The 24,807-nt window shown below is 29.6% G+C and carries 26 protein-coding genes; 8 read left to right on the top strand and 18 right to left on the bottom strand.

The genetic code is table 11. The annotated features are described in order from the left end of the window. Positions 1-93: 93 nt before the first annotated feature. Positions 94-510, top strand: coding sequence for a type II 3-dehydroquinate dehydratase (gene aroQ, locus ACOQN8_RS15710; protein WP_420553390.1), 417 nt, complete (start codon positions 94-96; stop codon positions 508-510). On the opposite strand, the gene ACOQN8_RS15705 is transcribed toward aroQ, so the two are convergent. Beyond that, positions 487-1,671: a lipoprotein N-acyltransferase Lnb domain-containing protein gene (locus ACOQN8_RS15705; RefSeq protein WP_420553389.1), complete on the bottom strand. Its 1,185-nt coding sequence runs from the start codon at positions 1,669-1,671 to the stop codon at positions 487-489. The two genes, aroQ and ACOQN8_RS15705, sit on opposite strands and share 24 nt — an antisense overlap. Positions 1,672-1,755: 84 nt before the next feature. Then, positions 1,756-2,652: a YheT family hydrolase gene (locus tag ACOQN8_RS15700; protein ID WP_420553388.1), complete on the bottom strand. Its 897-nt coding sequence runs from the start codon at positions 2,650-2,652 to the stop codon at positions 1,756-1,758. A 183-nt stretch (positions 2,653-2,835) separates the two neighbouring features. Here ACOQN8_RS15700 and ACOQN8_RS15695 point away from each other — a divergent pair, with 183 nt between their 5' ends. Both ACOQN8_RS15695 and ACOQN8_RS15690 read left to right on the top strand, forming a co-directional pair. Continuing rightward, positions 2,836-3,576 (top strand): CDP-alcohol phosphatidyltransferase family protein, encoded by a 741-nt coding sequence (locus ACOQN8_RS15695; RefSeq protein WP_420553387.1) that lies wholly within the window; start codon positions 2,836-2,838, stop codon positions 3,574-3,576. Continuing rightward, complete coding sequence (locus ACOQN8_RS15690) at positions 3,576-4,001, top strand: GNAT family N-acetyltransferase (protein WP_420553386.1); 426 nt, start codon at positions 3,576-3,578, stop codon at positions 3,999-4,001. The genes ACOQN8_RS15695 and ACOQN8_RS15690 overlap by 1 nt, the downstream gene beginning before the upstream one ends. A gap of 7 nt (positions 4,002-4,008) precedes the next feature. Here ACOQN8_RS15690 and ACOQN8_RS15685 read toward each other — a convergent pair whose 3' ends face one another. Genes ACOQN8_RS15685 through ACOQN8_RS15675 form a run of 3 tightly spaced genes read right to left on the bottom strand, consistent with a single transcriptional unit; the run spans position 4,009 to position 7,054 of the window. Continuing rightward, a complete protein-coding gene (locus tag ACOQN8_RS15685) occupies positions 4,009-4,878 on the bottom strand; it encodes a YihY/virulence factor BrkB family protein (RefSeq protein ID WP_272149326.1) in 870 nt (289 codons plus the stop codon). Beyond that, complete coding sequence (locus ACOQN8_RS15680) at positions 4,878-5,765, bottom strand: mechanosensitive ion channel family protein (RefSeq protein WP_235275275.1); 888 nt, start codon at positions 5,763-5,765, stop codon at positions 4,878-4,880. Before ACOQN8_RS15680 ends, ACOQN8_RS15685 begins: the two co-directional genes overlap by 1 nt. Next, positions 5,765-7,054 (bottom strand): APC family permease, encoded by a 1,290-nt coding sequence (locus ACOQN8_RS15675; RefSeq protein ID WP_420553385.1) that lies wholly within the window; start codon positions 7,052-7,054, stop codon positions 5,765-5,767. The genes ACOQN8_RS15680 and ACOQN8_RS15675 overlap by 1 nt, the downstream gene beginning before the upstream one ends. A gap of 145 nt (positions 7,055-7,199) precedes the next feature. Between ACOQN8_RS15675 and ACOQN8_RS15670 the strand changes: the two genes are divergently transcribed. Next, positions 7,200-7,724 carry a porin family protein gene (locus ACOQN8_RS15670; protein ID WP_420553384.1) on the top strand — a complete coding sequence of 175 codons (525 nt, stop codon included), beginning with the start codon at positions 7,200-7,202 and terminating at the stop codon, positions 7,722-7,724. Positions 7,725-7,779: 55 nt separating this feature from the next. Here the strand turns inward: ACOQN8_RS15670 and lptB are convergent, their stop codons facing one another. The 4 genes from lptB to ACOQN8_RS15650 all read right to left on the bottom strand — a co-directional run bounded on the left by lptB (position 7,780) and on the right by ACOQN8_RS15650 (position 10,705). Further along, on the bottom strand, positions 7,780-8,514 hold the full coding sequence (gene lptB, locus ACOQN8_RS15665) for an LPS export ABC transporter ATP-binding protein (protein ID WP_150898553.1): 735 nt from the start codon (positions 8,512-8,514) through the stop codon (positions 7,780-7,782). Between the two features lie 75 nt (positions 8,515-8,589). After that, entirely contained in the window at positions 8,590-8,940 is a 351-nt protein-coding gene (locus ACOQN8_RS15660; protein ID WP_150898554.1) for a carboxymuconolactone decarboxylase family protein, read from the bottom strand. Beyond that, positions 8,915-9,733 (bottom strand): twin-arginine translocase subunit TatC, encoded by an 819-nt coding sequence (tatC, locus tag ACOQN8_RS15655; RefSeq protein ID WP_150898555.1) that lies wholly within the window; start codon positions 9,731-9,733, stop codon positions 8,915-8,917. The genes ACOQN8_RS15660 and tatC overlap by 26 nt, the downstream gene beginning before the upstream one ends. Continuing rightward, on the bottom strand, positions 9,734-10,705 hold the full coding sequence (locus tag ACOQN8_RS15650) for a KpsF/GutQ family sugar-phosphate isomerase (RefSeq protein ID WP_420553383.1): 972 nt from the start codon (positions 10,703-10,705) through the stop codon (positions 9,734-9,736). Positions 10,706-10,849: 144 nt separating this feature from the next. Between ACOQN8_RS15650 and ACOQN8_RS15645 the strand changes: the two genes are divergently transcribed. Next, on the top strand, positions 10,850-13,048 hold the full coding sequence (locus ACOQN8_RS15645) for an ATP-dependent DNA helicase RecQ (protein WP_150898557.1): 2,199 nt from the start codon (positions 10,850-10,852) through the stop codon (positions 13,046-13,048). A gap of 35 nt (positions 13,049-13,083) precedes the next feature. Next, on the top strand, positions 13,084-13,677 hold the full coding sequence (locus ACOQN8_RS15640) for a YdeI/OmpD-associated family protein (RefSeq protein ID WP_420553382.1): 594 nt from the start codon (positions 13,084-13,086) through the stop codon (positions 13,675-13,677). Here the strand turns inward: ACOQN8_RS15640 and ACOQN8_RS15635 are convergent. From ACOQN8_RS15635 to ACOQN8_RS15615, 5 genes are all read right to left on the bottom strand, one after another. Further along, positions 13,674-14,048, bottom strand: a complete 375-nt coding sequence (locus ACOQN8_RS15635; RefSeq protein ID WP_420553381.1) for a DUF4258 domain-containing protein — start codon at positions 14,046-14,048, stop codon at positions 13,674-13,676. The genes ACOQN8_RS15640 and ACOQN8_RS15635 overlap by 4 nt on opposite strands. Positions 14,049-14,179: 131 nt before the next feature. After that, the gene (locus tag ACOQN8_RS15630; RefSeq protein ID WP_420553380.1) at positions 14,180-14,890 is read right to left on the bottom strand and encodes a DUF6733 family protein; all 711 of its coding nucleotides are present in this window, start codon (positions 14,888-14,890) and stop codon (positions 14,180-14,182) included. 5 nt (positions 14,891-14,895) lie between these two features. After that, positions 14,896-15,669 (bottom strand): enoyl-CoA hydratase-related protein, encoded by a 774-nt coding sequence (locus tag ACOQN8_RS15625; RefSeq protein WP_420553379.1) that lies wholly within the window; start codon positions 15,667-15,669, stop codon positions 14,896-14,898. Between the two features lie 26 nt (positions 15,670-15,695). After that, entirely contained in the window at positions 15,696-17,009 is a 1,314-nt protein-coding gene (locus ACOQN8_RS15620; RefSeq protein WP_420553378.1) for a ferredoxin reductase domain-containing protein, read from the bottom strand. Positions 17,010-17,014: 5 nt separating this feature from the next. Continuing rightward, positions 17,015-18,649, bottom strand: coding sequence for an AMP-binding protein (locus ACOQN8_RS15615; protein WP_420553377.1), 1,635 nt, complete (start codon positions 18,647-18,649; stop codon positions 17,015-17,017). Positions 18,650-18,805: 156 nt separating this feature from the next. On the opposite strand from ACOQN8_RS15615, the gene ACOQN8_RS15610 reads away from it, so the two are divergent. Then, positions 18,806-19,552, top strand: coding sequence for a response regulator (locus tag ACOQN8_RS15610; protein ID WP_420553376.1), 747 nt, complete (start codon positions 18,806-18,808; stop codon positions 19,550-19,552). After that, on the top strand, positions 19,515-21,011 hold the full coding sequence (locus ACOQN8_RS15605; RefSeq protein ID WP_420553375.1) for a sensor histidine kinase: 1,497 nt from the start codon (positions 19,515-19,517) through the stop codon (positions 21,009-21,011). The genes ACOQN8_RS15610 and ACOQN8_RS15605 overlap by 38 nt, the downstream gene beginning before the upstream one ends. Before the next feature lie 4 nt (positions 21,012-21,015). Here ACOQN8_RS15605 and ACOQN8_RS15600 read toward each other — a convergent pair whose 3' ends face one another. The 4 genes from ACOQN8_RS15600 to porX are packed head-to-tail and all read right to left on the bottom strand — an operon-like array spanning position 21,016 to position 24,780. After that, positions 21,016-22,212, bottom strand: coding sequence for an alanine dehydrogenase (locus ACOQN8_RS15600; RefSeq protein WP_150898566.1), 1,197 nt, complete (start codon positions 22,210-22,212; stop codon positions 21,016-21,018). Positions 22,213-22,225: 13 nt separating this feature from the next. After that, positions 22,226-22,630, bottom strand: a complete 405-nt coding sequence (gene tsaE / locus ACOQN8_RS15595) for a tRNA (adenosine(37)-N6)-threonylcarbamoyltransferase complex ATPase subunit type 1 TsaE (protein ID WP_420553374.1) — start codon at positions 22,628-22,630, stop codon at positions 22,226-22,228. 39 nt (positions 22,631-22,669) lie between these two features. Next, the gene (locus ACOQN8_RS15590) at positions 22,670-23,233 is read right to left on the bottom strand and encodes a DUF1287 domain-containing protein (protein WP_420553373.1); all 564 of its coding nucleotides are present in this window, start codon (positions 23,231-23,233) and stop codon (positions 22,670-22,672) included. Then, positions 23,233-24,780, bottom strand: a complete 1,548-nt coding sequence (gene porX / locus ACOQN8_RS15585) for a T9SS response regulator signal transducer PorX (RefSeq protein ID WP_150898569.1) — start codon at positions 24,778-24,780, stop codon at positions 23,233-23,235. The genes ACOQN8_RS15590 and porX overlap by 1 nt, the downstream gene beginning before the upstream one ends. Positions 24,781-24,807: the final 27 nt, after the last annotated feature.

Raw genomic sequence — 24,807 nt, 5'->3', positions numbered from 1 at the left:
ATTAATATATAAAAAAAGGGAAGCAAAAATTGCTTCCCTTTTTTTATACTTGAAAAATAAAAAGAGTACTTTTACTTTTCACAAAACTTAACAATGAAAAAACTTATTATTATCAATGGACCTAACTTGAATTTGTTAGGGAAACGAGAACCTGAGATTTATGGATCTAATTCTTTTGAAGATATATTTAAAAGGTTGCAGAAAAAATATAACGAAGTAGAGTTGTATTATTTTCAATCAAATATAGAAGGTGAGCTTATTAATAAATTGCATGAAGTAGGTTTTTCATACGATGGAGTTATTTTAAATGCAGCTGCTTATACACATACCTCTGTAGGTATAGGAGATGCTGTTAAAGGTATTGAAACTCCTGTAATAGAAGTACATATATCTAACGTACACTCAAGAGAAGATTTTAGGCATGTTAGTTATATTGCAGGAGGAGCAAAAGGTGTTATTACTGGGTTCGGAATACAAAGTTATGAATTAGCTATTCAAAGTTTTTTGTAAAAACCAATACCTAATTCCCAACAAAATAAATAAAGGAATTAAAGCTATTGAGAATAACTGAATATGAGTAACCCATATTATTGGAATTATGAATAATAATAAAAGCAATAATTTAATATATTTTAAAACCCAATCAGGTATTTTATCCTTAGAAAGATAAAAACTCAAAACAATATTTGGCGCAAAAGCCCATAAAAAATTAAAATTATTAGGAGCTGTGCTATGGTTTGTGAAAAACCATAAATAAATAATTAAAAAACCTATAACTCCAGAAAAAAAGAATAAGGTAACATCCAACCACTTTGTTCTTTTGTCATTTTTAAGGTCTTTATAAGTAATAAATATCCCTAAAAGAGAAATTAAAAGAACGACTAGGAAAGGGCTAATTAAATCACTAGTTGATTTTTTTTCTTTAAAATCTAGTAAAGTATTACTTTTCAATACTAAATTTTCCTCTTTTCCGTCTTTTATAACTTTAGATAAATTTAAAGCATTAAATACATAGTCTGGTAAATATAAATATTCATTTGGAGTAGCAATTTTATCTAATTTACTGCCTAAGGCAATATTAATTCCTAAACTACCCCAAGTATTCGGATGAATTTCTTTGTTCATTAATTGTCTTAAAGATAAATCTTCAGAAACAAAACTTTCATTAAAAATTAATTTATCCCCTAATATTTGTTGAATAATATCTCTTGGTTTTGTAGCACAATTATCAAAGAATGGATCGTAAAAATAACCTGCATTTTTAGGTAGTGCATTTGTCTCTAAAAATTGAAAGAACTGATTTCGCTGTTGTTGAGTTAAGTTTAATACTTGTTCTTTAACCCATCTTTGGTCTTGTTGTGAACTTTTTAGTGCTAAATAAAAAGGATATCTGGCTAATTTATATTTCATATAGCCCTTAGTGAAATCTGCATAAAAGCTAGGGTTGTCAAAATCAAAAATACCATAGTTATATATCAAATCTAAATTTGAAACGGGATCTTTTACACGAATAGCTGTATGTCCGAATTTTTCATATAAAACATCTCCAGGGCCTGAAGTAATAATACTAATTTGTGAAGAATTGGATAAGTTTGAAGTAGGAGAAACTTGCGAGAAACTATAGTTTAAACAACATAATACAACTAAGAAAGAAAAGTATTTTTTAAACATGATATAAAAATCTAAAAAGAGCTAATTAAGCTATACAAATATGACAATTTATGATTAGAAAGTTTGCTTTTTTTGAACATTCTTTTAAATGTTAATTCCTATGTTTTTTGATATAAACTCTGTTATTCTTTGTTCTAACCATCTATTCTCTGCATTAGAAAAAGAAGACATAAAACCTACATGTCCTCCATAAGTTGGTGTTAATAAGTAAAAGTTAGACATACTTTTGGCTTCTTCAAAAGGATAACATTCTTTAGATAAAAAACTATCATCCATAGCATTTATGAGTAATGTGGGAACTTTTATTTGAGGTATATAAGGTTTAGCACTAGCTTTTATCCAATAATCTTCAGAACTTTCAAAACCAAATACAGGTACGGTGTATTGCTTTTCTAAATGACGAAATTTTGTGGCTTTAAATAATAAGTCTTTATTAAGTTTAAAATCAGGAAATTTTTCAGATTTTTCTAATAATTTAATTTTCATGGTTTTTAAAAACTCATTCATGTAAATTTTGTTCTTTAATTTACCTAATTCAGCTTGAGAAGTTGTTAAATCGACAGGGACAGATACCGCTATAGCTCCTTTAATTTGATTTGGAACATCATCATATTCACCTAAGTATTTTAAAGTTAAATTACCACCTAAGCTAAAACCAACTAATACTATATTTTCATAATTATAGTTAGCTACTATATGCTTAATTACAAAATCTACATCATCTGTTTTACCACTATGATATGTAGCTAATAATAAATTATCTTCTCCGCTACAGCCTCTTAAATTCATACAAACAGTATCGAAGCCAATAGAGTTTAAATGATTTGAATTGGTTATCATATAATTTGATTCTGAACTGCCTTCTAATCCATGAATTAATACAGCTAATGTTTTAGAACCTATAATAGAAAAGTCTAAATCAATAAAATCGGCATCCCAAGTTGTAATTCTTTTTCGAGAGTATTTAATTGTGTCCTTCATAAATAAGGGACGATATACCGTATTGAAGTGTGCACTTTTAAAAGGAAAACTAGGATTAAAATTTGAAGGAAGGATAGGCATGTTTTTCTGTTTATAGCTACTATTAACAAATATGACAAAAAAAAAGTAAAATGTAAAACTTGATAAAATGATTTCTTATTTTCGCTATAAATATTAAAAACTATGAGCGTCAAAAAACATATTCCAAATTTATTAACCTTAGGAAACTTATTATGTGGTACCATTGCAACTATTTTTGCAATTAAAGGAGACTTTGTAGGCACTGCTATTTTGGTGGTAACTGGTATTGTTTTTGATTTTTTTGATGGTTTTGTAGCAAGGATGTTAAATGTTCAAGGAGAATTAGGAAAACAATTGGATAGTTTAGCAGATATGGTTACCAGTGGAGTAGTACCAGGTATTGTAATGCTACAATTATTGATTATAGCTTTAAATGTAGATGCAGCAGCATATTTTGGTATTGATATTTATGGAGCAACAGGAAGTAATTTGCCATATTTAGGATTATTATTGACTTTAGGTGCTGGGTATAGATTAGCAAATTTTAATATTGATACACGTCAGTCAGATTCTTTCATTGGTATTCCAACACCAGCTATGACATTATTCGTAATAGCTTTACCTTTAATTGTTGAGTTTTCTGGACAATCGTTTTTTGTAAATTTAATTCAGAATCGATATTTCTTGATCGTAGTTACTTTATTATTAACGTATTTAATGAATGCAGAGATTCCTTTATTTGCTTTAAAATTTAAAACTTTCGGATTTAAAGAAAATCGTTTGAAGTATATATTTTTATTGGTTGCTGTTTTGTTATTAATCGTATTGAAATTTGTAGCAATTCCTTTAATTATTCTTTTATACGTAGCTTTTTCAGTGGTTAATAACTTAATCAAAGGTTGATGAAAATAATAGAATGCACTAGTAAAGAAGAAGGTGAAATAGTTTTAAAAGGAATAAACGCTTATAACGATTCGCAAACCGATAGGATTCTTGAAAAAATTCATGAAAGTATAAGATTAGTAGTTAAAAATGAAGCAAATGAGATTATTGGTGGAGTTTTTGGATATATAGGTTATTATGCTGGATTTAAAATCGATATTCTTTGGATGCGTGAAGATACTCGCGGGCTAGGATTAGGAACAAAATTACTTCAAGCAGCAGAGAATAAAGCTAAAGAATTAGGTGCTACAATAGCTATTTTAGATACTTTTTCTTTTCAAGCAGAAGATTTCTATTTAAAGAATGGTTATGAAGAGTTTGGACGTATTTCTGGATATCCAAAAGAAAATCAAGAATTCATTTTTTTAAAGAAAGATCTTAAATAGGCCTTAATTATTTATGTTCTATTTCTTGTTGAACTATTTTTACTGAATTTTCATTTGGTAAAATAGGAAGGTTCAATTTATCACTTAAAACCTTAAGAAAAGAAGCGCCAAGAAAAATAATTTGTGATGTATAATATACCCACAACATTATTAAAACTAAGATACTGGTTGCTCCAAAAGTGGTTGAAATATGACTTTTACTTAAATAAAAACTAATTGCATACTTACCAATCAAAAATAAAAAAGAGGTAAACAGTCCGCTTATAATTACAGGTTTTAACTTGATTTTTGCATCTCCTAAATACATAAACATAATAGAGAACATAACAGAAGTAACTAGGAAAGATATAATATGTTCAAAAGCATAAGAGAGTAAATAATTATCTTGTAAATGATTAGAGTGTTTTAGTAGGAAGCTATTTATAGAAGTACTAATAATTAGTATAAAGAAAAGTGAAATAAGAATTAAAAAAGATAATAAGTGTTTTGTAAAATACTTTATAAGACTGTTTTTAGGTTTTTCTTTAATATTCCATATACTATTAAACGCATTGTGTATTTGACTAAACATTCCAGAAGCACTTAATATTAGTGTAGCAAAACCTAAAAGTGCTGTAAATACTGAATTATGATTTGTATGTTGATTTTTTATGATTTCTTGAATTTGAAGAGAAGCTTCATTACCTAGCACATCTTTTAATTGGTTGAAAATTTCACCAGAAACCGCTTGTTTTCCAAAAACTAAACCTAGTATAGAAGTAATAACTATTATGATAGGAAATAAAGAAAAAACGGTATAATATGCCAGAGCAGCACCTTTTTGAAAAGTATTACTATTGAAAAAGTAACTGAAAACATTTTTAAAAAAAGTAACCATTATTGTGTTTTAGTATGAATAGGTTTGTCAAAAATATTAACCCCTCCTTTAACATCAAAGTCTAATGTAGTAACATTATATGCAATTGAGATATTTTCATCTTCAAAACGTTTTTTTATGCGAATAATAATATCACTTTTAGCTTCTAAAAAATCTTTTTGATGCTTAAAATTTATCCAAAAACGAACTTCAAAATTATAGGTTGAAGCACCAATATCTGTATAGTAAAAATCGATAGTTTCATTTTTAAGTAAGCTATCAATTTTATTGACTTCATCTAGGGCTACAGATTTAACCTTTGTTAAATCATCACCATAAGAAACACCGCTTTTTAAAACAATTCGTCTTTTACCGTATGTAGAGTAGTTGGTAAATGTATTGTTGTAAATTAATTGATTAGGAATAAATACTTCTTGTCCAGTTACTGTTTTTACAGAAGTAGTAATTAAACTAATGTTTTCTATAACTCCAAAGGTATTATCAATTTCAACCCAATCGCCAATTTTAAAGGGGTGTTGAACATTTAATAAAAAACCAGCAAATGCATTGGAAGCAATATCCTTAAAAGCAAAACCAGCAACAATACCAACAATACCTGCACCGGCTAATAATTTAGTTAATAAGCTTTCTAAACCTAATACTTCAAGGGCTAAAAAAGCTCCTGAAAATAAAAAGAAGAAGTATATGATTGAAGCAATAATTTTTACTGCTTCAGGCTTGGATTTAAAAATTTTTGGATAAAATTTTTGCCCAAAATTTCTAAAAAACTTAGCAACAAAATAAAAACTAATAAGAACTATTAAAGCCAACAAGACTTTAGGTAAAAATTCTACAATTGATTGTTGCCATTTATTTAATAAATGATCAATGTTTTTAATATCGTTCATTAATTAATCGTTTTTTTTCGTTCAGTTTTCTTGTAAATAAATTCAGCAAGGAAACAAAATAGAATAATTCCTAAAGCTATAAATACATCCGATTTACTTACTGAATAATGTTGTACTAATAAAGCTATCATAGCTACAGTACAAAGAATAAAACCTAATAAAGGAATTATTTTTTTACCATTTACCTCTTTGTATAATTTAAATCCAACATAGTTTACCACAGCAAAAATTAGTAAAAACCCAACGCTTCCTGCTGTAGAAATACTTTCTAATTTTAAAGTATTTACCAAAATAATAGTAGCAACTGCTGTTATTAACAGGCCAATAGGTTGATTCCATAGTTTGCGAGTAAATTCACAAGGTAGTTCATCATCTTCAGCAATTTCATAATTAACTCTAGTACCACCATATAAAGAAGCATTAATAGCAGAAAATGTTGATATTAATGCAGCAACAGTAATAATTGTAAATCCAATTTTACCTAGCATAGGTTTAGCTGCCTCTGCTAATACATAATCTTGAGCAGTAGCAATATCAGAAAAAGCTAAAGATCCAACAGTAACTGCTGCAATTATAATATATAATAGAATTACAAAAAGAACAGACCAATAATAAGCTCTTGGAATATTTTTTTCAGGATTTTCAATATCAGGAGCAGCATTGGCTATAAGTTCAAAACCTTCGTATGCAACAAAAATAACCATACCAGCTGTTAATAATTTAAAAGGAGACTCCCAATGTTCGGGAGATAATTGCTCTAAATGTGAATTACCAAATAATCCATACAAACCAACAACAACAAAGCTTAGCAAAATAATAAGCTTAATAATTACTGCATAAGATTCAATTTTACCTACTACAGCAATACTATAATAATTTATAGCTGTAGCTAAAATTACAATTCCGGTAGCATAAATATGAGAGTCAACTATTTTGTCGCTAGTCAATTGAAGTAGGTTAGGAGCATAAGAGCCAAATGCTGATGCATATAAAGCTAACATGATAATATAGCTTACCCATAATAAATTATTAATTCCTCCACTAAAAATACTAATACCAAATCCTTGATTAATAAATTTTACAGTTCCACCACGATCTGGATATTTTAGAGAAAGTTTTACATAGCTATAAGAAGTAATTAAGGCAATTAGTCCAGCAATTAAAAAAGAAATTGGAGTTCCTCCTTTAGCCATGGCTGCTGCTAAACCTAGAACAGCAAAAATTCCACCACCTACCATTCCACCTATACCAATAGACATAGCTTCTTTTAAGCCAATTTTTTTTGACATAATTATGTGTGTTAGTTTGAAAAACTTAAATATATAAAAAATAGCTTTGAGCAGTTGTATTATTTACCATTATAGTTTTATGAAATAAAGTTTTATAAATGTTTGAAAAAAAATATTTTTGTCATTGAAAACTTAAAACAATGTTATGAGAAAATTAACGTTACTAGTTACTTTTGTATTATTTTCATCAATATCTTATGCGCAAAAGTTTGGTATAAAAGCTGGTTTAAATGTGTCTAAACTTAAAGTGAAATTACCATCAACTTCTGGTAATACAGATGAGAGAATCTCTTTTTATGTTGGTGGATTGGTAGATATTAAAGTCAAAGAAAAATTTCATATACAACCAGAATTTTTGTTTTCATCTGAAGGTTCAAAAGATTATAGGGTAGATTTTGTTAATATTCCTATAATGCTTAAATACTTTGTGATAAAAGCGTTAAATATTCAAGTGGGACCACAATTAGGATATATTTTGAGTGCGGAAACTGGTAAAAGCTCTTTAAAAAGTGCAAGTTTTGGTTTGAATGGAGGTTTAGGGTATGAACTTAAAGATGGTTTATTTTTTGAGGCTAGATATAACCATGGACTATCTAATTTTGTAGAAAGTGGAGTAGGACCAGAATTTTATTCAAGACCTTTTCAACTAGGGTTAGGATACAAGTTTTAGTCTATAAAATAAATAAAAAAAGAGCTATTATAGCTCTTTTTTATTTATTAATAATTTAAAATTTCTTCTTCTTTAATTCGAAGTCTTTACCTAGATATACTTTACGTACCATTTCGTCAGCAGCAAGTTCTTCTGGTGTTCCTTCTTTTAAAATACCACCATTGTACATTAAGTAAGTTCTATCAGTAATAGCTAAAGTTGCTTGTACATCATGATCGGTAATTAAGATACCAATATTTTTGTTTTTAAGTTGTGCTACAATACCTTGAATATCTTCAACGGCAATTGGATCAACTCCTGCAAAAGGTTCATCTAATAAGATAAACTTTGGGTCAGAAGCTAAACAACGTGCTATTTCGGTTCTACGACGCTCACCTCCAGAAAGTAAATCTCCTCTGTTTTTACGAACGTGACCAAGGCTAAATTCATCGATTAACTCTTCTAAACGTTCTTTTCTTTCAGCTTTTGTTCTATCTGTAAATTCTAAAACAGATAAGATGTTGTCTTCCACGGACAATTTCCTAAAAACAGATGCTTCTTGAGCTAGATAACCAATTCCTTTTTGAGCACGTTTATACATAGCATCAGTAGTAATTTCTTCATCATCTAAGAAAATATGACCTTCGTTAGGTTTTATCATACCTACAATCATATAAAAAGAAGTGGTTTTACCAGCCCCATTTGGACCAAGTAAACCTATAATTTCTCCTTGTTCAACCTCTAAAGATATTCCTTTTACAACTTTTCTACTACCGTAAACTTTTTGTATGTTATCTGCTCTTAACTTCATTAATTATAACTAATTTATTTCTGAATAGTTTTACGAAAGTACTGTAAAACTACTAATAGAAGACTTAATAATCTGTTAACTGTTTTCTTCTTCTAGTGCTTCCCAAAATTCAACAGCTCTTCTCAAATGAGGAATTACTATAGTACCACCAACTAATGTAGCAATACTCATTGTTTCCATCATTTCTTCTTTAGAAACACCGTTTTTGTATGAACTTTCTAAGTGATAAGCTATACAGTCATCACAACGTAAAACTGCAGAAGCGACTAAACCTAATAATTCTTTAGTTTTTACAGATAAATGACCTTCTTTGTACGCGTTTGTATCTAAGTTAAAAATACGCTTGATTACTTTATTATCAGAAGCTAAAATCTTATCATTCATTTTAGCTCTATAGTCGTTAAACTCTTGGACTTTTTGTGACATTTTTTTGTTGTTTTTTTATAACAAATTGAGATACATAAATACTTAATTCATATAAAATCATAATTGGTACTGATACAATTACCTGACTAGCAACATCTGGTGGTGTTATGATAGCCGATAAAATTAATACAAGAACCAATGCATGTTTTCTATATTTTCTTAAAAACTGTGGGGTTACTAACCCTATTTTAGTTAAGAAAAAGATGATTACAGGTAGTTCGAAAAATACAGCAACACCTAACAAGGTATTTGTAATTAAACTAATGTAGGCACCCAATTTAAAGTTTTTCACAATAGCATCTCCAATAGAAAAATTATAAAAGAAGTATACCGACATTGGTAAAATTACATAGTAACTGAATAATACTCCTAAAAAGAATAAAAAAGAAGAAGTAAAAATAAAACCTCTAGACTTTTTTCTTTCTGAACTATGTAAGCCAGGAGCAACAAATCTCCAAAATTCCCATAAGATGTATGGAAAAGCAATAACAAAACCTAAAATTAATGACGACCAAATACCTGTCATTAATTCTTCAGTAGGGTTTAAAACTTGTAATTCTTGTGCAAATTCTATTTTACAAAAACTACTATCAATTCCAATAGCTGAAAAAACTCTACAAAAGAATTGGTAGGTAGCAAAGTCTGGCTTTAAATGTGCTAATAAAATTTCATTAAAAACAAAATTAATATTAACAAATATGATTATAGCAACTATAAAAATAGAAGCAAAACTTCTTACCAAATGCCATCTTAATTCTTCAAGATGGTCTAAAAAAGACATCTCTTTAGCCATTTAAAATATACCTTCTTTAATTAAATCATGTAAATGAACCACACCTACATAATTATCATCATTATCTGTAACTAAAATTTGTGTAATACTGTTATTTTCAAGTGTTTCAAGGGCTTTCACAGCCATAGCATCAACATTAATAGTTTTTGGGTTCTTACTCATAATGTCTTCTGCAGTTAACTCATCAATCTTAGTCGTTTTACTAAGCATTCTACGAATGTCACCATCGGTAATAATCCCTAATAATTTATTATTATTATCAACAACAGCAGTTACCCCTAATCTTTTTTCTGAAATTTCAACAATAACATTAGTTATTTTATCAGTAATAGTAACTTTAGGTAAAAGATTGTTTTTAATTAAATCTGATACACGTAAATATAAACGTTTACCTAAAGCTCCTCCTGGATGATATTTAGCAAAATCACTACTTGTAAAACCACGTAAATCTAACAAACAAACAGCCAAAGCATCACCTAATACTAACTGAGCAGTAGTACTGGTGGTTGGTGCTAAATTGTTAGGGCAAGCTTCTTTTTCAACAAAAGAATTCAATAAGAAATCTGCGTTTTTTCCTAAAAACGAATCAGGATTTCCAGTAATGGCTACAATTTTGTTATTTGAATTTTTAATAAGAGGAACTAACACCTTTATTTCAGGAGTATTTCCACTTTTAGAAATACAAATTACTACATCATCTCTTTGAACATTTCCTAAATCTCCATGTATGGCATCAGCGGCATGCATAAAAACAGCAGGAGTACCAGTAGAATTAAAAGTAGCAACCATTTTATTGGCAATATTTGCACTTTTACCAATTCCAGTAACAATTACTCGTCCTTTAGAATTAAAGATAAAATTAACAGCGTCAACAAATGAACTGTCTAATAAATTTGCTAAATTAGCAATAGCATTACTTTCTAAAAGTATAGTTTCTTTTGCTGTTGAGAGAATAGCGTTTGCGTCTTTCAAGTTAAAAAAGTTTTAAGTAAAATTTAAAGTGTAAAAGTAGGAATATTTAAGAAGAAAAACTTTTTAATAAAAAGAAAATTTCTTTCTTATTTGTAATAGTTTTTTTGTAGTTTAGTTCTCATTTTTAATTTTTGATATTAGAAGATGAATATAGAGCAGTCGGAGTTATATGGATCATTAAAAAAAATATTTGGTTTTAACCAATTTAAAGGTCTACAAGAGGATGTAGTAAATAGCATCCTAAGGAATGAAAACACTTTTGTAATAATGCCAACGGGGGGCGGAAAATCATTATGTTATCAGTTACCAGCGTTAATGAAGGATGGAACAGCCATAGTTGTTTCACCATTAATTGCATTAATGAAAAATCAAGTCGATGCCATTAGAGGTATTTCGGAACATCATGGGATAGCCCATGTATTAAACTCGTCTTTAAACAAGTCTGAAGTTGCGCAAGTAAAATCAGATATTGAGACTGGAATAACTAAGTTACTATATGTAGCCCCAGAATCATTGATTAAAGAAGAATATGTTGATTTTTTAAGAAAGCAAAAGATTTCTTTTGTAGCAATTGATGAGGCACATTGTATCTCTGAATGGGGACACGATTTTAGGCCTGAGTATAGAAATTTGCGTACTATTATTAAGCAGATAGATAATGTGCCTATTATAGGTTTAACAGCTACTGCAACTGAAAAAGTACAAGAAGATATACTTAAAACTCTTGGTATGAGTGATGCTAATGTTTTTAAAGCATCATTTAACAGATCCAATTTGTTTTATGAAGTACGTCCAAAAACAAAGGAGATTGAAAAGGATATTATTCGCTTTATTAAACAACGATCAGGAAAAACAGGAATTATTTACTGTTTAAGTCGTAAAAAAGTAGAAGAAATAGCCCAGGTATTACAAGTAAATGGAATCAATGCACTTCCTTATCACGCAGGTTTAGACGCCAAAACAAGAGCAAAACATCAAGATATGTTTTTGATGGAAGATTGCGATGTTATTGTGGCAACTATTGCTTTTGGTATGGGAATAGATAAACCAGATGTTCGTTATGTAATTCACCACGATATTCCTAAAAGTTTAGAAAGTTATTATCAAGAAACAGGTAGAGCTGGACGAGATGGAGGAGAAGGTTATTGTTTAACTTTTTATTCATACAAAGACATAGAAAAGCTTGAAAAATTCATGGCTAATAAACCAGTTGCAGAGCAAGAGGTTGGTCATGCGTTATTACAAGAAGTTGTAGGGTATGCAGAAACGTCTATGAATAGACGTAAGTATTTGCTTCATTATTTTGGAGAAGAATTTGATGAAGTTAACGGTGAAGGAGCAGATATGGATGACAATATGCGTAATCCTAAAAAGAAGCACGAAGCCAAGGATGAAGTAGTTACTTTACTATCTATAATAAAAGATACTAATGAAATGTATAAGCCTAAAGAAGTGGTAAATACAATTATTGGTAAAGAAAATGCTCTATTAAAATCTCACAAAACTACAGGACAACCTTTCTTTGGAGTAGGTAAAGATAAAAGCAATCATTATTGGATGGCTCTTATACGTCAGGTGTTGGTTGCAGATTTAATTAGAAAAGAGATTGAGCAATATGGTGTTTTAAAGCTAACCGAAGAAGGTAAAAAGTTTATAGCTAATCCAGAATCATTTATGATGACAGAGAATCATGTATATGATACAGATGATGATGGAACTATTATAACAAATACCAAATCAGCTGGTGGAGGCGTAGATAACAAGTTAGTAGAAATGCTAAAAGATTTGCGTAAGAGTGTAGGTAAGCGTTTAGGAGTGCCTCCTTTTGCAGTATTTCAAGACCCTTCTATAGATGATATGGCTTTAAAATATCCTATTACTTTAGAAGAATTATCAAAAGTTCATGGAGTAGGAGAAGGGAAAGCTAAAAAATACGGAAAAGACTTTATAAAGCTTATTACAAATTATGTTGAAGAGAACGATATTATGCGTCCTGACGATTTAATTGTAAAAAGTACAGGTGTTAATTCTGGATTAAAGCTATTTATTATTCAAAATACAGATAGAAAATTACCTTTAGAAGATATAGCCAAATCAAAAGGATTGGAAATGGCTGAACTTATAAAAGAAATGGAAGCTATTGTATTTTCTGGAACAAAATTGAATATTGATTATGCTGTGGATGACTTGTTAGATGAAGATCAGCAAGAAGAAATTCATGATTATTTTATGGAGTCAGAGACTGATAAAATACAAGAGGCATTAGATGAGTTTGATGGAGATTATGATGATGAAGAATTACGTTTAATGCGTATAAAGTTTACAAGTGATATTGCTAACTAATAGCCATATCAGTTAATTAAAAGTAAAGTTAAAGAATGAACGAAAAAGTAGTACAATATATTACTGATAAAAATAATTGGACGCAAGAGTTAAATCTCTTGCGTTCGGTTTTAATAGAGTTACCTTTAGAGGAAACTATAAAATGGGGATCGCCAGTTTATGTTTATAAAGGTAAAAACATTGTTGGAATGTCTGCCTTCAAAAACTATTGTGGTTTGTGGTTTTTTCAAGGGAGTTTTTTAAAAGATGATCAAAAAGTTTTAGAAAACGCTCAAGAGGGAAAGACTAAAGCAATGCGTCAATGGCGCTTTTATAAGATAGAAGAAATAGATGTTGATTTGCTAAAATCTTATGTTCTTGAAGCTATTAAAAATTCTGAAGAAGGAAAAGAATTAAAGCCTAAGAGAAATACAAAGCCATTAATAATACCAGACGAACTACAATCTGAACTAGATAAAGATGAAAAGCTAAAAGAAAGCTTTGAAAAATTTACCTTAAGTAAAAAAAGAGAGTTCTCAGATCATATTTCAGAAGCTAAAAGAGAAGCAACTAAATTAAAACGATTAGAAAAAATAATACCAATGATTTTAAATGGAGTTGGGTTATATGATAAATATAAAAACTGCTAGTTGTTTATCGTTATTGTTTTAACAGTCGCTGTAGAATCACATCTAACAACGTAAAGATTAATGTGATCCAAGCTATCTTTACCAGTAATAAAGTACTCAGCGCAAGGTTTTAAACGTGGTTTACTTTTTCCAAAGTTAACATCACCATATTTTAAAATATTGGAGATAGTAGCGGTGTCTATAGGAGAATTTGTTAACGTTTGTTGAGCACTGTTTGAAAATAAGCGCTTTTTAATACGGATAGTTTTTAAAGTACGTGCATCCATACCATAATCAAAAGTAACATCTTTTCCTTTCCAAATAAAAAGTACAACTATTGATCCAAGAGCTAAACCTATAAGGTAGTAGCCAAAACGTTTTAATAAATTCATAATTTAATTTTGAGCTGCAAAAGTATTGATAAAAAAAATATTCCCAATGAAACAGCGCAATCTTTTTACAGATTACGCTGTTTTGTTGCTATTAACTTTCTACTAATAGCATTCTCCCCAAACAATACCTATTAAATAGGTATAAAAGCTTGTATTTTATAAAATTCGTTAGCATTTACATTATCGTTAGAAATATTAGGGCCGAAGGCAAAACGGAACCAAACACCATTATCTAAAGTAGTTTTAATATAACCGCCTAAGAATTGATACAAGGTTACTTTATTTCCATTATCAACTCTTGTTTGTCCTAAGTGTTCATAAAAACCGCCAATCGATAAGTGTTTATTTACTTTAACCCCTGGAATAACCCAGTTTAACATCAAGTCTTGTGAATTTCCTTCACCCCTTAAGCTTTTATAGTAAGCTGTATAAGCTTCAAGTTCAAATCTTCCTGAGTTATGTACCAAAAATAGACTAGGTATAATACTTTCAGCTATTTTAGTTCCAGCTGTTTGTGATAATAGTTTACCATGTCCAAAACCTAAACTAGGATTGATAAACCACTTTTTATTTTTGGATACAAACCCTAAACCAACTCCAGTTTCTAAGAATAAATCTTTTCCTTGGTTTCCAAAAGAAGGGTTTACCCAAAAAACACTATAAAAGGTTAATTTCTTTCGAGGCTTTAATTCATAAGAACCTAAAAATACATTGTTAAAACCTGCACCGCTATTATGTATAGGCATGATTGCAAAAGTGGTTTTACTAGCTTTTTTTTCTTGCGAATAAAGGGTAAAGGTTAATAATAAATTTATGACTGTAATTAAATATATTTTTTTCATGTTTTTTAGTTTTTATGAGGCGTATTAAATTGTGGAATTCGCTTTTCTATAAAAGCATTCATTCCTTCTTGTTGATCATTGGTATTGAATAGTGAATGGAATAATTTTCGTTCAAAAACAATTCCCGAAGTAAGTCCAGTTTCTAATGATTGATTAATTGCTTCTTTGGCTATTTTTAAAGCTGTTTTTGAATAATTTGAAATGTTATGAGCTTTATTCATCACAGATTCCATAAAATTCTCTTCAGAAAATAGCTGTGAAACCAAACCAATTGCATTAGCTTCTGTTGCCGTTATATCTCTACCTGTGAGAATGATTTCCATAGCTTTGGCTTTACCTATAAGCTTAGTAAGCCGTTGTGTACCGCCAATTCCAGGAATTACTCCAAGTTTTATTTCTGGTTGTCCAAATACAGCATTGGTTGAAGCATATAAGATGTCTGACATCATAGCGAGTTCACAACCGCCTCCAAAAGCATGACCAGAAACAGCCGCGATTATTGGAGTTTTTAGTTTAGTAAATCGCTCCCAATGGTTAAAATAATCTTCTTCAATCATTTGAGAAGCATTCATTTTATTCATTTCTTTAATATCTGCACCAGCACAAAAAAAGTCTTTATTACCTGTAAGTACAATACAGCCTATTTTGGGGTCTAAATCATATTTTTCTAATCCAATTAAAAGCTCATGCATAATCTCAGAATTCAAAGCATTTAAAGCTTTAGGACGATTTAATTGGGCAATAAGAACCCTGTCTATTTGTTTAAATAGTACATTCATGTTTTAAAAATTTTTAGATTAATTGTTTAAGAATCCCAAATAGCGCCATATGCTGGAATTCCTAAGTATTCCATATTGTGCACCACTTTTTGAGTTAACTTTTGATTAGATATGCAGATTACTGCTTCTGCTTTAAAACTTTTGTAAGCTTTGTAGGCTAGTTTAACTAAATCGGGTTTGCCATTGGCATCAGTATCCCAGATAATAGCATTTGGTTGAACCGCTTTAATTTCATTTACAAGTTCTTCACCATATGTTTTCTCAGGATTTCTAGTAGCCCATATTAACAAAGATGGAGTTTCGTTTAATAGAAGATGAGGAATGCATGGGCCAATTCCACTACCAGTAGCAACCCAAATAACTTTATTAAATATCTTGTCAACATTTCCTACGCCAGCAGTTGGTATACCTTTTACCCATATTTTTTCAGGTTTATCATTAATAAAATTACCTGTCCAATCTCCAGCTCTTGAAATTGTTAAACGAAAACCTTCTTTTTGTGGCGAAGGAACATTAGCAAAAGAATGCCATTCTAATAAAGGATTTCTACTTAAAGCGGTAGATGATCCAGCAAATGGAGTTACACCATAATTAAAAGAAGCTAGAGCAACATGATTTGATGGCTTTACAATGTCAATCTCTACTTTTTTCAAGCGCAACCATGGAAGTATAACACTTATAGTTAGGGTTACTAGTATCCAAAAGTTTGAGCTTTGTGCAATAGTTTCTAATGAATGTTGCATGTTTAAAAACAAAATCATTTGAACCCAGAAAAGGAATAAAACTGTCCATCCACCTAATCTATGTGCTATTTCAAATTGATTATGGTATTTAGCTCTCATTTTAGGTAAAGCAGTTATTACAATACCGATTAACAATATCAATATTAATGAAGTAACTAAAATAATAGGAAGACTAACGTTATGAAGTTTATGTATGAAATTATAGTATAAACTAATAACAAAAATAACATACCATAAGGTTCCCATAGTGGCACTAGAGCTATGTAATCCACCAAAGTGATAAACTTTAGCACATACTCTTCTAATAAACAAAGGCCAGTTTTTAGGTACACCTGTAGCTATTTTAAAGAGTATATTAATAATATATTGTTGCCTTATTAATATAGCTAGAGAAAAATTATATAAAATCACTTCAGCTATTTTATCAAGTTGAATGTTGTTTAAAGAAAACCAATCCCATGTTGTAAATGCTTTTATCATTACAAAAGCGTTTATCAAAGTAATTAAGATAAATAGCCTATGATAAGGTATGAGCCATGGATGTTTTCCCAAACGATATAAAAATCCTTTTTTAGGAGGTAATACTATTGTTTCCATCTTAATTAGTTTAAAAAATCTTTTAATTCAGCCTTATTTATTTTACCTCGGGATGTTTTTGGAAGTTCTTCCATAAAAATGAATTCACTAGGTAAATAATAATAGGGGAGTTCTTTAGAAATATTCTCTTTCAATAATTCTAAAACTTCTGTTCTATTTTTAAAAGATCCACTAATAAAAGAAACAAGAAAGTTTTGGTGCTTTAGAGTTACAGCTCTTTTTACATTTGGATTTCGTTCAATTATTTTTGAAATAGCATCTAGCTCAACCCTAAATCCCTTGATTTTTACTTGATCATCAACTCTTCCATAATGGATAAGTTCTCCTTCTGAATTCCATTTACCAAGATCACCAGTATTAAACATTTGATCTCCGTTGTTTAAAAAAGGATCATAGGCATAGCGTTTCTTGTTTAACTCGTCATTGTTTATATAGCCTTTGGTAACGCAATTGCCACCAGCCCACATAATTCCTACTTCACCAATTTTACATGGTTCTTTCTTTTCGTTTAAAACATATACAGTGTTGTTTGGGGTAGGTTTACCAATGGATAGCTCTTTATTTTTTAGATCACATCTTTTCATGGTGTTTACAATAGTGGTTTCAGTAGGGCCACATGAATTGTAAAAATCACAAACTTTAGCCCACTTATTGGCTAGAATCTCAGGACAAGGTTCTCCTGCTACCGCAACAGTTTCTACCAACTTACATTTATTTACATCTATAGTAGTAAGTATGGTTGGTGTAGCAATAATTACATTAGCTTTTTCGGCAGTTTCTTGTATGCTTTTACCTCTAATCAATAAGGTTCCTCCATTTCCTAAACAGCCAAGAATTTCCCAAGCAGCCATGTCAAAAGAAATATTGAGTATTTGAGCTACTTTAGTTCCTGATTTTATATTGAGATTCCCTGGTGAAGTATATAAAATGTTACACAAATTTTTATGAGTGACTTGAACACCGTTTGGTACACCTGTTGTTCCAGAAGTGAATAAAATAAAGCATGTGGAATTAGGTGTGTTTCCTTTTTGATTAATCAGTTTTACATTTCCATATAAGTGTTTGTAAATGTCTTTAGATAATTCATTATCTATGAACACAACTTTGTTATCATTTTCAAATAAATTTTGATTTTGATAATTTGAATGCGAAACTATTATTGAAGCATTACTTAATTTGTAAATTGAATTAAGCATGTTTTTAGGAACTATTCTAGGATCTTGAGGAACATAGATTGCTCCTAATTTTAAGCAAGCAATAATGCCTATTAGCATGTCTAAAGAACGATGCATGTACAAACCAATGCTGTCTCCAGAAGAAATTCCTTTTTGTTTTAATAAAAGAGCTAAAATAGTGGCTTGGTTATCTAACTCTTTGTAAGTAATTACTTTGTTTAAATGAATTGCGGCATTAGCTTTTGGTGTTTTTGAAACCCAGTATTCAAAGGCTTCTAAAATGTTTTTGTGTTTCGGAGGAACTAATGGTGCAATACCGTATTCAATAAACTTTTCTTGATCTTTAAGAGATAAATTACCAATTGTACTTTTTTGTATTGATGGTTTTAGGTAATGTATTTTCTTTTTACCAATTTCTATCTTTCTTTCGTATAGAATATCATCATTTGAGGCTGTTTTTTTCATGGTGATTTAATTAAATTAATATTGATTTTACGCTGCAGCTTTGTTTTAATGATGTAAATAACTTTGAATGTTATCACAGAAGTATCACATAAAAATCATTTTTAAATCACAGTATATTTCTTTATGTTAGCTAACGAACCCCCGAAATTCTGTAAGATGAAAAAAATACTTATTATTGAAGATGATGTTGCTATAGCCAAATTAATAGAGTATAATTTACTAGATAATAACTATAATGTAACTACTTGTTTAGATGGTGTAGAAGGTCTAAATAAGGCGTTAGAAGAAGATTTTTCCTTAATTATTTTAGACTTAACACTTCCTAATTTAAATGGTATAGAAATTTGTAAAGTTATTAGAAAAAACAAGCAAACACCTATAATTATGTTAACGGCTAGGAGTAATGAAATAGATAAAGTTTTAGGACTTGAACTTGGTGCTGACGATTATATAACAAAACCTTTTAGTGTTAGAGAATTGCTTGCTAGAATAGCAGCTGTTATTAGAAGAAATACAACAGTTTTAAATTCTAAAAAACATGATATTCATGATAAATTACAATTTGAAGAGTTGTATATAGATATTGAAAAACGAAAAGTAATAATTAATTCTGAAAAAGTTAATCTTTCACCTAAAGAGTTTGAATTGTTAGTTTTAATGGCTTCTACACCAGGTAAAGTTTTTAGTAGAGATACTTTATTAGATTTAATATGGGGCTATGATTTTGATGGTTATAGACATACTGTAAATTCACATATAAATAGATTAAGGAGTAAAATTGAAACAAATACTGAGGCACCTAAATTTATACTAACTTCTTGGGGAGTTGGTTATAAGTTTAATGAAGAACTAAAATCTTTGAAAGGTGAATTTATACAGAACAGTTTCAAACAAGTTAATTAAAAAAATTAAGTGTGCTTTTTTTGTAATTATATTAATTATTGGAGGAGTTTACATTTACACTACTTTTTTTCTTTTAAAACAATTTTATAGTCAAACAACTCAACAGTTAAATGCTAATGTAGCTACTCATTTAGTTGAAGAAAAATTTAAAAATGATTCTCCATTTTTAGAAAATGGAGCAATAAATAAAAGTCTATTTAACGATTTGATGCACGATATGATGGCAGTGAATAGAGCTATTGAAGTGTATTTATTAAATGAAGAGGGAGGAATAGTTTATTCTGTTGTTTTAGAGCATAATGAGAATGATAAGAATATTAAATCTGTAGATTTAAAACCTATTAAGGAGTTTATTAAGAATAATCAATCCTATGTTTTAGGAGATGACCCAAGAGATGAAACCAATAAAAAGATTTTTTCGGCGGCTTATTTTGAAAAAGATGGTCAAGCTGGTTATATCTACATAATATTAGCAAGTCAAAAGTATCAACAAATTTGTGAGCAACTACTTACTAAGTTTTTTTTTGATTTAAGTATAGGATCTACTTTAATAACTATGTTGTTTGCTATAGTAGTAGGGTGGATAAGTATTTGGTTTTTAACAGGAAATTTACGTACAATTATACATTATGTAAATAAATTTAAAGAAGGAGATTTATCCAGTAGAATCCCAAATGCAGCCAGTTCTGATTTATCTACACTAGCTTTAACTTATAATAGTATGGCCGAGACAATAGCAAACAATATTCAGCATATAACAGAAGTAAATCAATTTAGAAAGGAGTTTATAGCAGATGTGGCTCATGATTTACGAACTCCTTTAACTGCTATAAAAGGCTATATAGAAACTTTAAAAAGGAAAGAGAATATAACTATAAAAGATCGATTTCTTTTTATGTCTATTATAGAAAATAGTGCTAGTCATTTAGGAAATATGATAAATGAACTTTTTGAGTATACTAAGTTTGAGGCAAAAAAAGTAACAGTTAAAAAAAGTTTTTTTAGTGTTACGGACCTAGTTTTTGAGTTGCAAAAAAGATATGAACTTATTTCAACTACTAAAAAAATAACACTTTCTGTAGCTATTAAAAATAATATAGCACATGTATACGCTGATCAATTATTAATAGAAAGAGCTATTCAAAATATTATTGAAAATGCTATTAAGTTTACACCTAATCATGGGGAAATTAGTATAAAACTTTTAGATGAAAATGAAGAATGTGTAGTATTAAAAATTATAGATACAGGAGAGGGGATATGTAAAAGAGAACAAAAACACATATTAAAAAGTTACACACAACTCAATGCCTCTGATAAAAATAAAGGAATAGGTTTAGGTTTATCAATTGTAAAAAAGATACTAGAATTGCATCAAACAGAGCTGAGAATTACTAATAATAAGGATAAAGGTACTTGTTTTGAATTTACATTACCCTATAAATGTACTAAAGAATAAACTATTATAGAATTAATAGATTAATATCGCTAAAAGGTAAATCAAACCAATCGGCTACTGTTTTATTGGTTAAAATTCCGTGATAGAAATACATACCGTTTCTTAAACTATTGTCAAAACGAGCAGCATTTTCAAAACCACCTTCTTCCGCAATATCTAATAGGTAAGGAGTAAAGATATTACTAATAGAAACAGAAGCAGTTCTGGCGTATCTTGATGGAATGTTGGGAACACAATAATGAATAACACCGTGTTGTGTAAAAGCAGGTTTACTATGTGTAGTAACTTTTGATGTTTCAAAACATCCACCGCGATCGATACTTACATCAACAATAACAGCTCCTTCTTTCATTTGTTCAATCATTCCTTCAGTAACTATCACAGGAGATCTATCTTTCCCTCTAATGGCTCCAATAGCAACATCGCAACGCATTAAAGCCTTAGCTAATGTTTTTGGTTGTACAGTAGACGTATAAATAGGTGATTGTATGCAGTGTTGTAACTTGCGGAGTTTGGTTATTGAATTGTCAAAAACCTTTACTCGTGCACCTAATCCAATAGCAGAACGTGCGGCAAATTCACCTACAGTTCCAGCCCCTAATATAACCACTTCACTAGGAGGAACTCCACCAATATTTCCTAATAATAAACCATTACCACCGTTTGAAGTAGTCATCAATTCTGCTGCAATATGCATTGAGGCAATACCTGCTATTTCACTTAACGATTTTACAATAGGGTAAACCCCATGTTCATCTTTTATATAATCAAAAGCAATAGCTGTAATACGCTTTTTTGCTAAAGCTTGAAAATACTTTTTATTTTGAGTTTTAAGCTGTAATGCTGAAATTAAAACAGCTTGAGGGTTTAACATTTTTATTTCATCTAAAGATGGTGGTTCAACCTTTAGAACAATATTGCAACCAAAAACTTCTTTAATATCGTATGATATTTTAGCTCCTGCATCAGAATATTCTTTATCGCTATAATTAGCTCCTTCACCAGCACCAGTTTCAACAACAATTCTATGGCCATGAGCAACCAAAGCAGATACAGCATCGGGAGTTAAACTAATACGTTTTTCTTCAAAATGTGTTTCTTTAGGTAGCCCTATGAATAATTCGCCCTTCTGCTTTTTAATTTCAAGCATTTCAGGTTGTGGCATTAATTGTTCTTTTGTAAAAGGTGAGATGTACCCCATTGAATTAGTTAGTTTATAGTTGAATATTACGTTGACCGTTTTCTAAAAGTGTAATTTTTATGGCAACGGCATCTAAAGGTAATAAATTTTTAACGTTTTCTGGCCATTCGATTAAACACCAGTTATTACTATATAAATAATCCTCAATTCCCATATCATAAGCTTCTTCTTCGTCTTCTATACGATAGAAATCAAAATGATAAACAATGTCGCTGTTTTTAGTTTGATATTCATTTACAAGAGAAAAAGTAGGTGAGTGGGCTATATCGTCAACACCTAAAACTTTACATATTTCTTTAATTAAAGTTGTTTTACCAACTCCCATATCGCCGTAAAATAAAAGCACTTTGTTTTTAGTGTTTTGTACAACTTCTTCGGCTATTTTAGTTAATTCGTCTAAAGAATAGTTTTTATTCATAATGCGCAAAAATAAAGAACTAAAAAATGTTAAGAAAATTTAGTTTTTGTATCTGTAGTGTCCAATGATTTTAAAATCAAAAAGACAATCTTCAAGTACTTGACCACTACCGATATTATGAACAATCATATATCGTTTTTTATCTTTTGACTTTTTATCAACAACAATTCCTATGTGTGTAATTCCACCGTGAAGATTCCAGCAAACTATATCACCTGGGATGTAATCCTCAGCTTTTTTTGATATAACTTTTACAGTTCCTTTTCTTTTAAAAAAAGTCATTAAGTTTGGAACTCTTCTGTGGTCTATATTTTTATCAGTAGATTTTAAACCCCAAATTTTAGGATACAAAGAAAAGTTACTTTTCATATCATCATGTACTTCTTTTTGTAAGTCAATTCCTAGTTTTCTATATGCTCTAATCACAACATCAGTGCAAACACCTTTACCTGCAGGTACATCTCCATTAGGATAATCTATTGAAAAATAGCTAGGGTCATAAACAACCTTTTGTTTTGTTAATTCTAAACCAGCAGAGCTTAATTTATCTTCTTGAGCAAATATAATCTGAGAGAAAAGAACAAAAAGGAATAATAACCTCATTATTTCGGATTATAAATTGAACAAGGTATGATTACTTCCTCTAAAGAAATTCCTCCGTGTTGGTATGTGTTCTTGTAATATTTAACAAAGTGATTGTAATTGTTAGGATAAGCAAAAAACAAATCTTCTTTAGCAAAAATAAAAGGACTATTTATAGCTACACTTGGTAGAAAAATATCTTTTGGATTTTTAATTGCAAACACATCTTTATCTTCATAACTCAAACTCTTACCAGTTTTATAACGTAGGTTAGAGCTGATATTCTTATCACCAATTACCTTTGATGGATTTTTAGAGTTAATTGTACCGTGATCAGTAGTAATAATAAGCTTTTGACCAAGTTTTTGAGCTTTTTGAATAATATCATATAATGGTGAATTTTTAAACCAACTAACCGTTAAAGATCTGTAAGCTTTATCGTCACCAGCTAACTCTTTAATAACCTCCATTTCAGTTTTAGCATGTGACAGCATGTCAACAAAATTATATACAACTACAGTTAAATCATTTTGTTTGGTACTATTGTAATTATCTGCTAAATCTTTACCACTTTTTAAGGAAACAATTTTATAATATTCATGCTTAATATTTAAACTTAAACGTTTTATTTGAGCATCTAAAAAATTAGCTTCAAATAGGTTTTTACCACCTTCGTCTGTATCGTTTTTCCAATATTCAGGATGTCTTTTTTCCATTTCAGAAGGCATCAGTCCAGAAAATATAGCATTACGAGCATATTGAGTAGCAGTAGGTAAAATACTGTAATAAGAATGTTCTTCTTCTTTCTTAAAATAATTATTAATAAAAGGTTCAAGAACTCTGTATTGATCGTAACGTAAATTGTCAATTACAACTAACAAAACACCTTGGTCTTTTGATAAGTTAGGAACTATATAATCTTTAAATAAAGTATGAGAAAAAGTAGGCTTATCATCACTAGTTAACCAACTTTGATAATTTTTCTTAATGAATTTAAAGAATTGCGAATTAGCTTCAGATTTTTGAGATTCTAAAATCTCCAACATCCCAGTATCATTAATGTTTTCTAATTCTAACTCCCAGTGAACGAGTTTTTTGTATAATTCACTCCATTCTTCATAAGAATTTACCATAGCTAAATCCATAGAGATTTTTCTAAACTCTTGCTGGTAATTAGAAGTTGTTTTTTCAGAAACTAAACGCGAATGATCTAGATTTTTCTTTAAACTTAATAATATTTGATTTGGATTAACTGGTTTAATCAAATAATCAGCAATTTTAGAACCAATAGCTTCTTCCATAATATATTCTTCTTCACTCTTTGTAATCATAACTACTGGAAGATTAGCATTTTTTTGCTTGATAGCCGATAAAGTTTCAAGTCCGGTAATACCAGGCATGTTTTCGTCTAAAAAAACAATATCAAAATTCTGCTCATCAACTAAATCTATAGCATCAGCACCATTGGTAGATGTAGTAACAGAGTAATTCTTCTTTTCTAAAAATAATATATGTGGTTTTAATAAATCGATTTCATCATCAACCCAAAGTATGTCTATGTTTCTCATAAAATTTTTGTGTGTTACACTAAAAAT

Source organism: Tenacibaculum aiptasiae (assembly GCF_965221665.1).
Classification (GTDB): Bacteria; Bacteroidota; Bacteroidia; order Flavobacteriales; family Flavobacteriaceae; genus Polaribacter; species Polaribacter aiptasiae.
This window is presented reverse-complemented; position numbering and strand designations above follow the sequence as displayed.

What these genes read in the sequence shown, in the direction of transcription:
- aroQ (WP_420553390.1), top strand. Translation starts at nt 94, where the DNA reads ATGAAAAAACTTATTATTATCAATGGACCTAACTTGAATTTGTTAGGG.
- ACOQN8_RS15705 (WP_420553389.1), bottom strand. Translation starts at nt 1,671, where the DNA reads ATGTTTAAAAAATACTTTTCTTTCTTAGTTGTATTATGTTGTTTAAAC.
- ACOQN8_RS15700 (WP_420553388.1), bottom strand. Translation starts at nt 2,652, where the DNA reads ATGAAGGACACAATTAAATACTCTCGAAAAAGAATTACAACTTGGGAT.
- ACOQN8_RS15695 (WP_420553387.1), top strand. Translation starts at nt 2,836, where the DNA reads ATGAGCGTCAAAAAACATATTCCAAATTTATTAACCTTAGGAAACTTA.
- ACOQN8_RS15690 (WP_420553386.1), top strand. Translation starts at nt 3,576, where the DNA reads ATGAAAATAATAGAATGCACTAGTAAAGAAGAAGGTGAAATAGTTTTA.
- ACOQN8_RS15685 (WP_272149326.1), bottom strand. Translation starts at nt 4,878, where the DNA reads ATGGTTACTTTTTTTAAAAATGTTTTCAGTTACTTTTTCAATAGTAAT.
- ACOQN8_RS15680 (WP_235275275.1), bottom strand. Translation starts at nt 5,765, where the DNA reads ATGAACGATATTAAAAACATTGATCATTTATTAAATAAATGGCAACAA.
- ACOQN8_RS15675 (WP_420553385.1), bottom strand. Translation starts at nt 7,054, where the DNA reads ATGTCAAAAAAAATTGGCTTAAAAGAAGCTATGTCTATTGGTATAGGT.
- ACOQN8_RS15670 (WP_420553384.1), top strand. Translation starts at nt 7,200, where the DNA reads ATGAGAAAATTAACGTTACTAGTTACTTTTGTATTATTTTCATCAATA.
- lptB (WP_150898553.1), bottom strand. Translation starts at nt 8,514, where the DNA reads ATGAAGTTAAGAGCAGATAACATACAAAAAGTTTACGGTAGTAGAAAA.
- ACOQN8_RS15660 (WP_150898554.1), bottom strand. Translation starts at nt 8,940, where the DNA reads ATGTCACAAAAAGTCCAAGAGTTTAACGACTATAGAGCTAAAATGAAT.
- tatC (WP_150898555.1), bottom strand. Translation starts at nt 9,733, where the DNA reads ATGGCTAAAGAGATGTCTTTTTTAGACCATCTTGAAGAATTAAGATGG.
- ACOQN8_RS15645 (WP_150898557.1), top strand. Translation starts at nt 10,850, where the DNA reads ATGAATATAGAGCAGTCGGAGTTATATGGATCATTAAAAAAAATATTT.
- ACOQN8_RS15640 (WP_420553382.1), top strand. Translation starts at nt 13,084, where the DNA reads ATGAACGAAAAAGTAGTACAATATATTACTGATAAAAATAATTGGACG.
- ACOQN8_RS15635 (WP_420553381.1), bottom strand. Translation starts at nt 14,048, where the DNA reads ATGAATTTATTAAAACGTTTTGGCTACTACCTTATAGGTTTAGCTCTT.
- ACOQN8_RS15630 (WP_420553380.1), bottom strand. Translation starts at nt 14,890, where the DNA reads ATGAAAAAAATATATTTAATTACAGTCATAAATTTATTATTAACCTTT.
- ACOQN8_RS15625 (WP_420553379.1), bottom strand. Translation starts at nt 15,669, where the DNA reads ATGAATGTACTATTTAAACAAATAGACAGGGTTCTTATTGCCCAATTA.
- ACOQN8_RS15620 (WP_420553378.1), bottom strand. Translation starts at nt 17,009, where the DNA reads ATGGAAACAATAGTATTACCTCCTAAAAAAGGATTTTTATATCGTTTG.
- ACOQN8_RS15615 (WP_420553377.1), bottom strand. Translation starts at nt 18,649, where the DNA reads ATGAAAAAAACAGCCTCAAATGATGATATTCTATACGAAAGAAAGATA.
- ACOQN8_RS15610 (WP_420553376.1), top strand. Translation starts at nt 18,806, where the DNA reads ATGAAAAAAATACTTATTATTGAAGATGATGTTGCTATAGCCAAATTA.
- ACOQN8_RS15600 (WP_150898566.1), bottom strand. Translation starts at nt 22,212, where the DNA reads ATGGGGTACATCTCACCTTTTACAAAAGAACAATTAATGCCACAACCT.
- tsaE (WP_420553374.1), bottom strand. Translation starts at nt 22,630, where the DNA reads ATGAATAAAAACTATTCTTTAGACGAATTAACTAAAATAGCCGAAGAA.
- ACOQN8_RS15590 (WP_420553373.1), bottom strand. Translation starts at nt 23,233, where the DNA reads ATGAGGTTATTATTCCTTTTTGTTCTTTTCTCTCAGATTATATTTGCT.
- porX (WP_150898569.1), bottom strand. Translation starts at nt 24,780, where the DNA reads ATGAGAAACATAGACATACTTTGGGTTGATGATGAAATCGATTTATTA.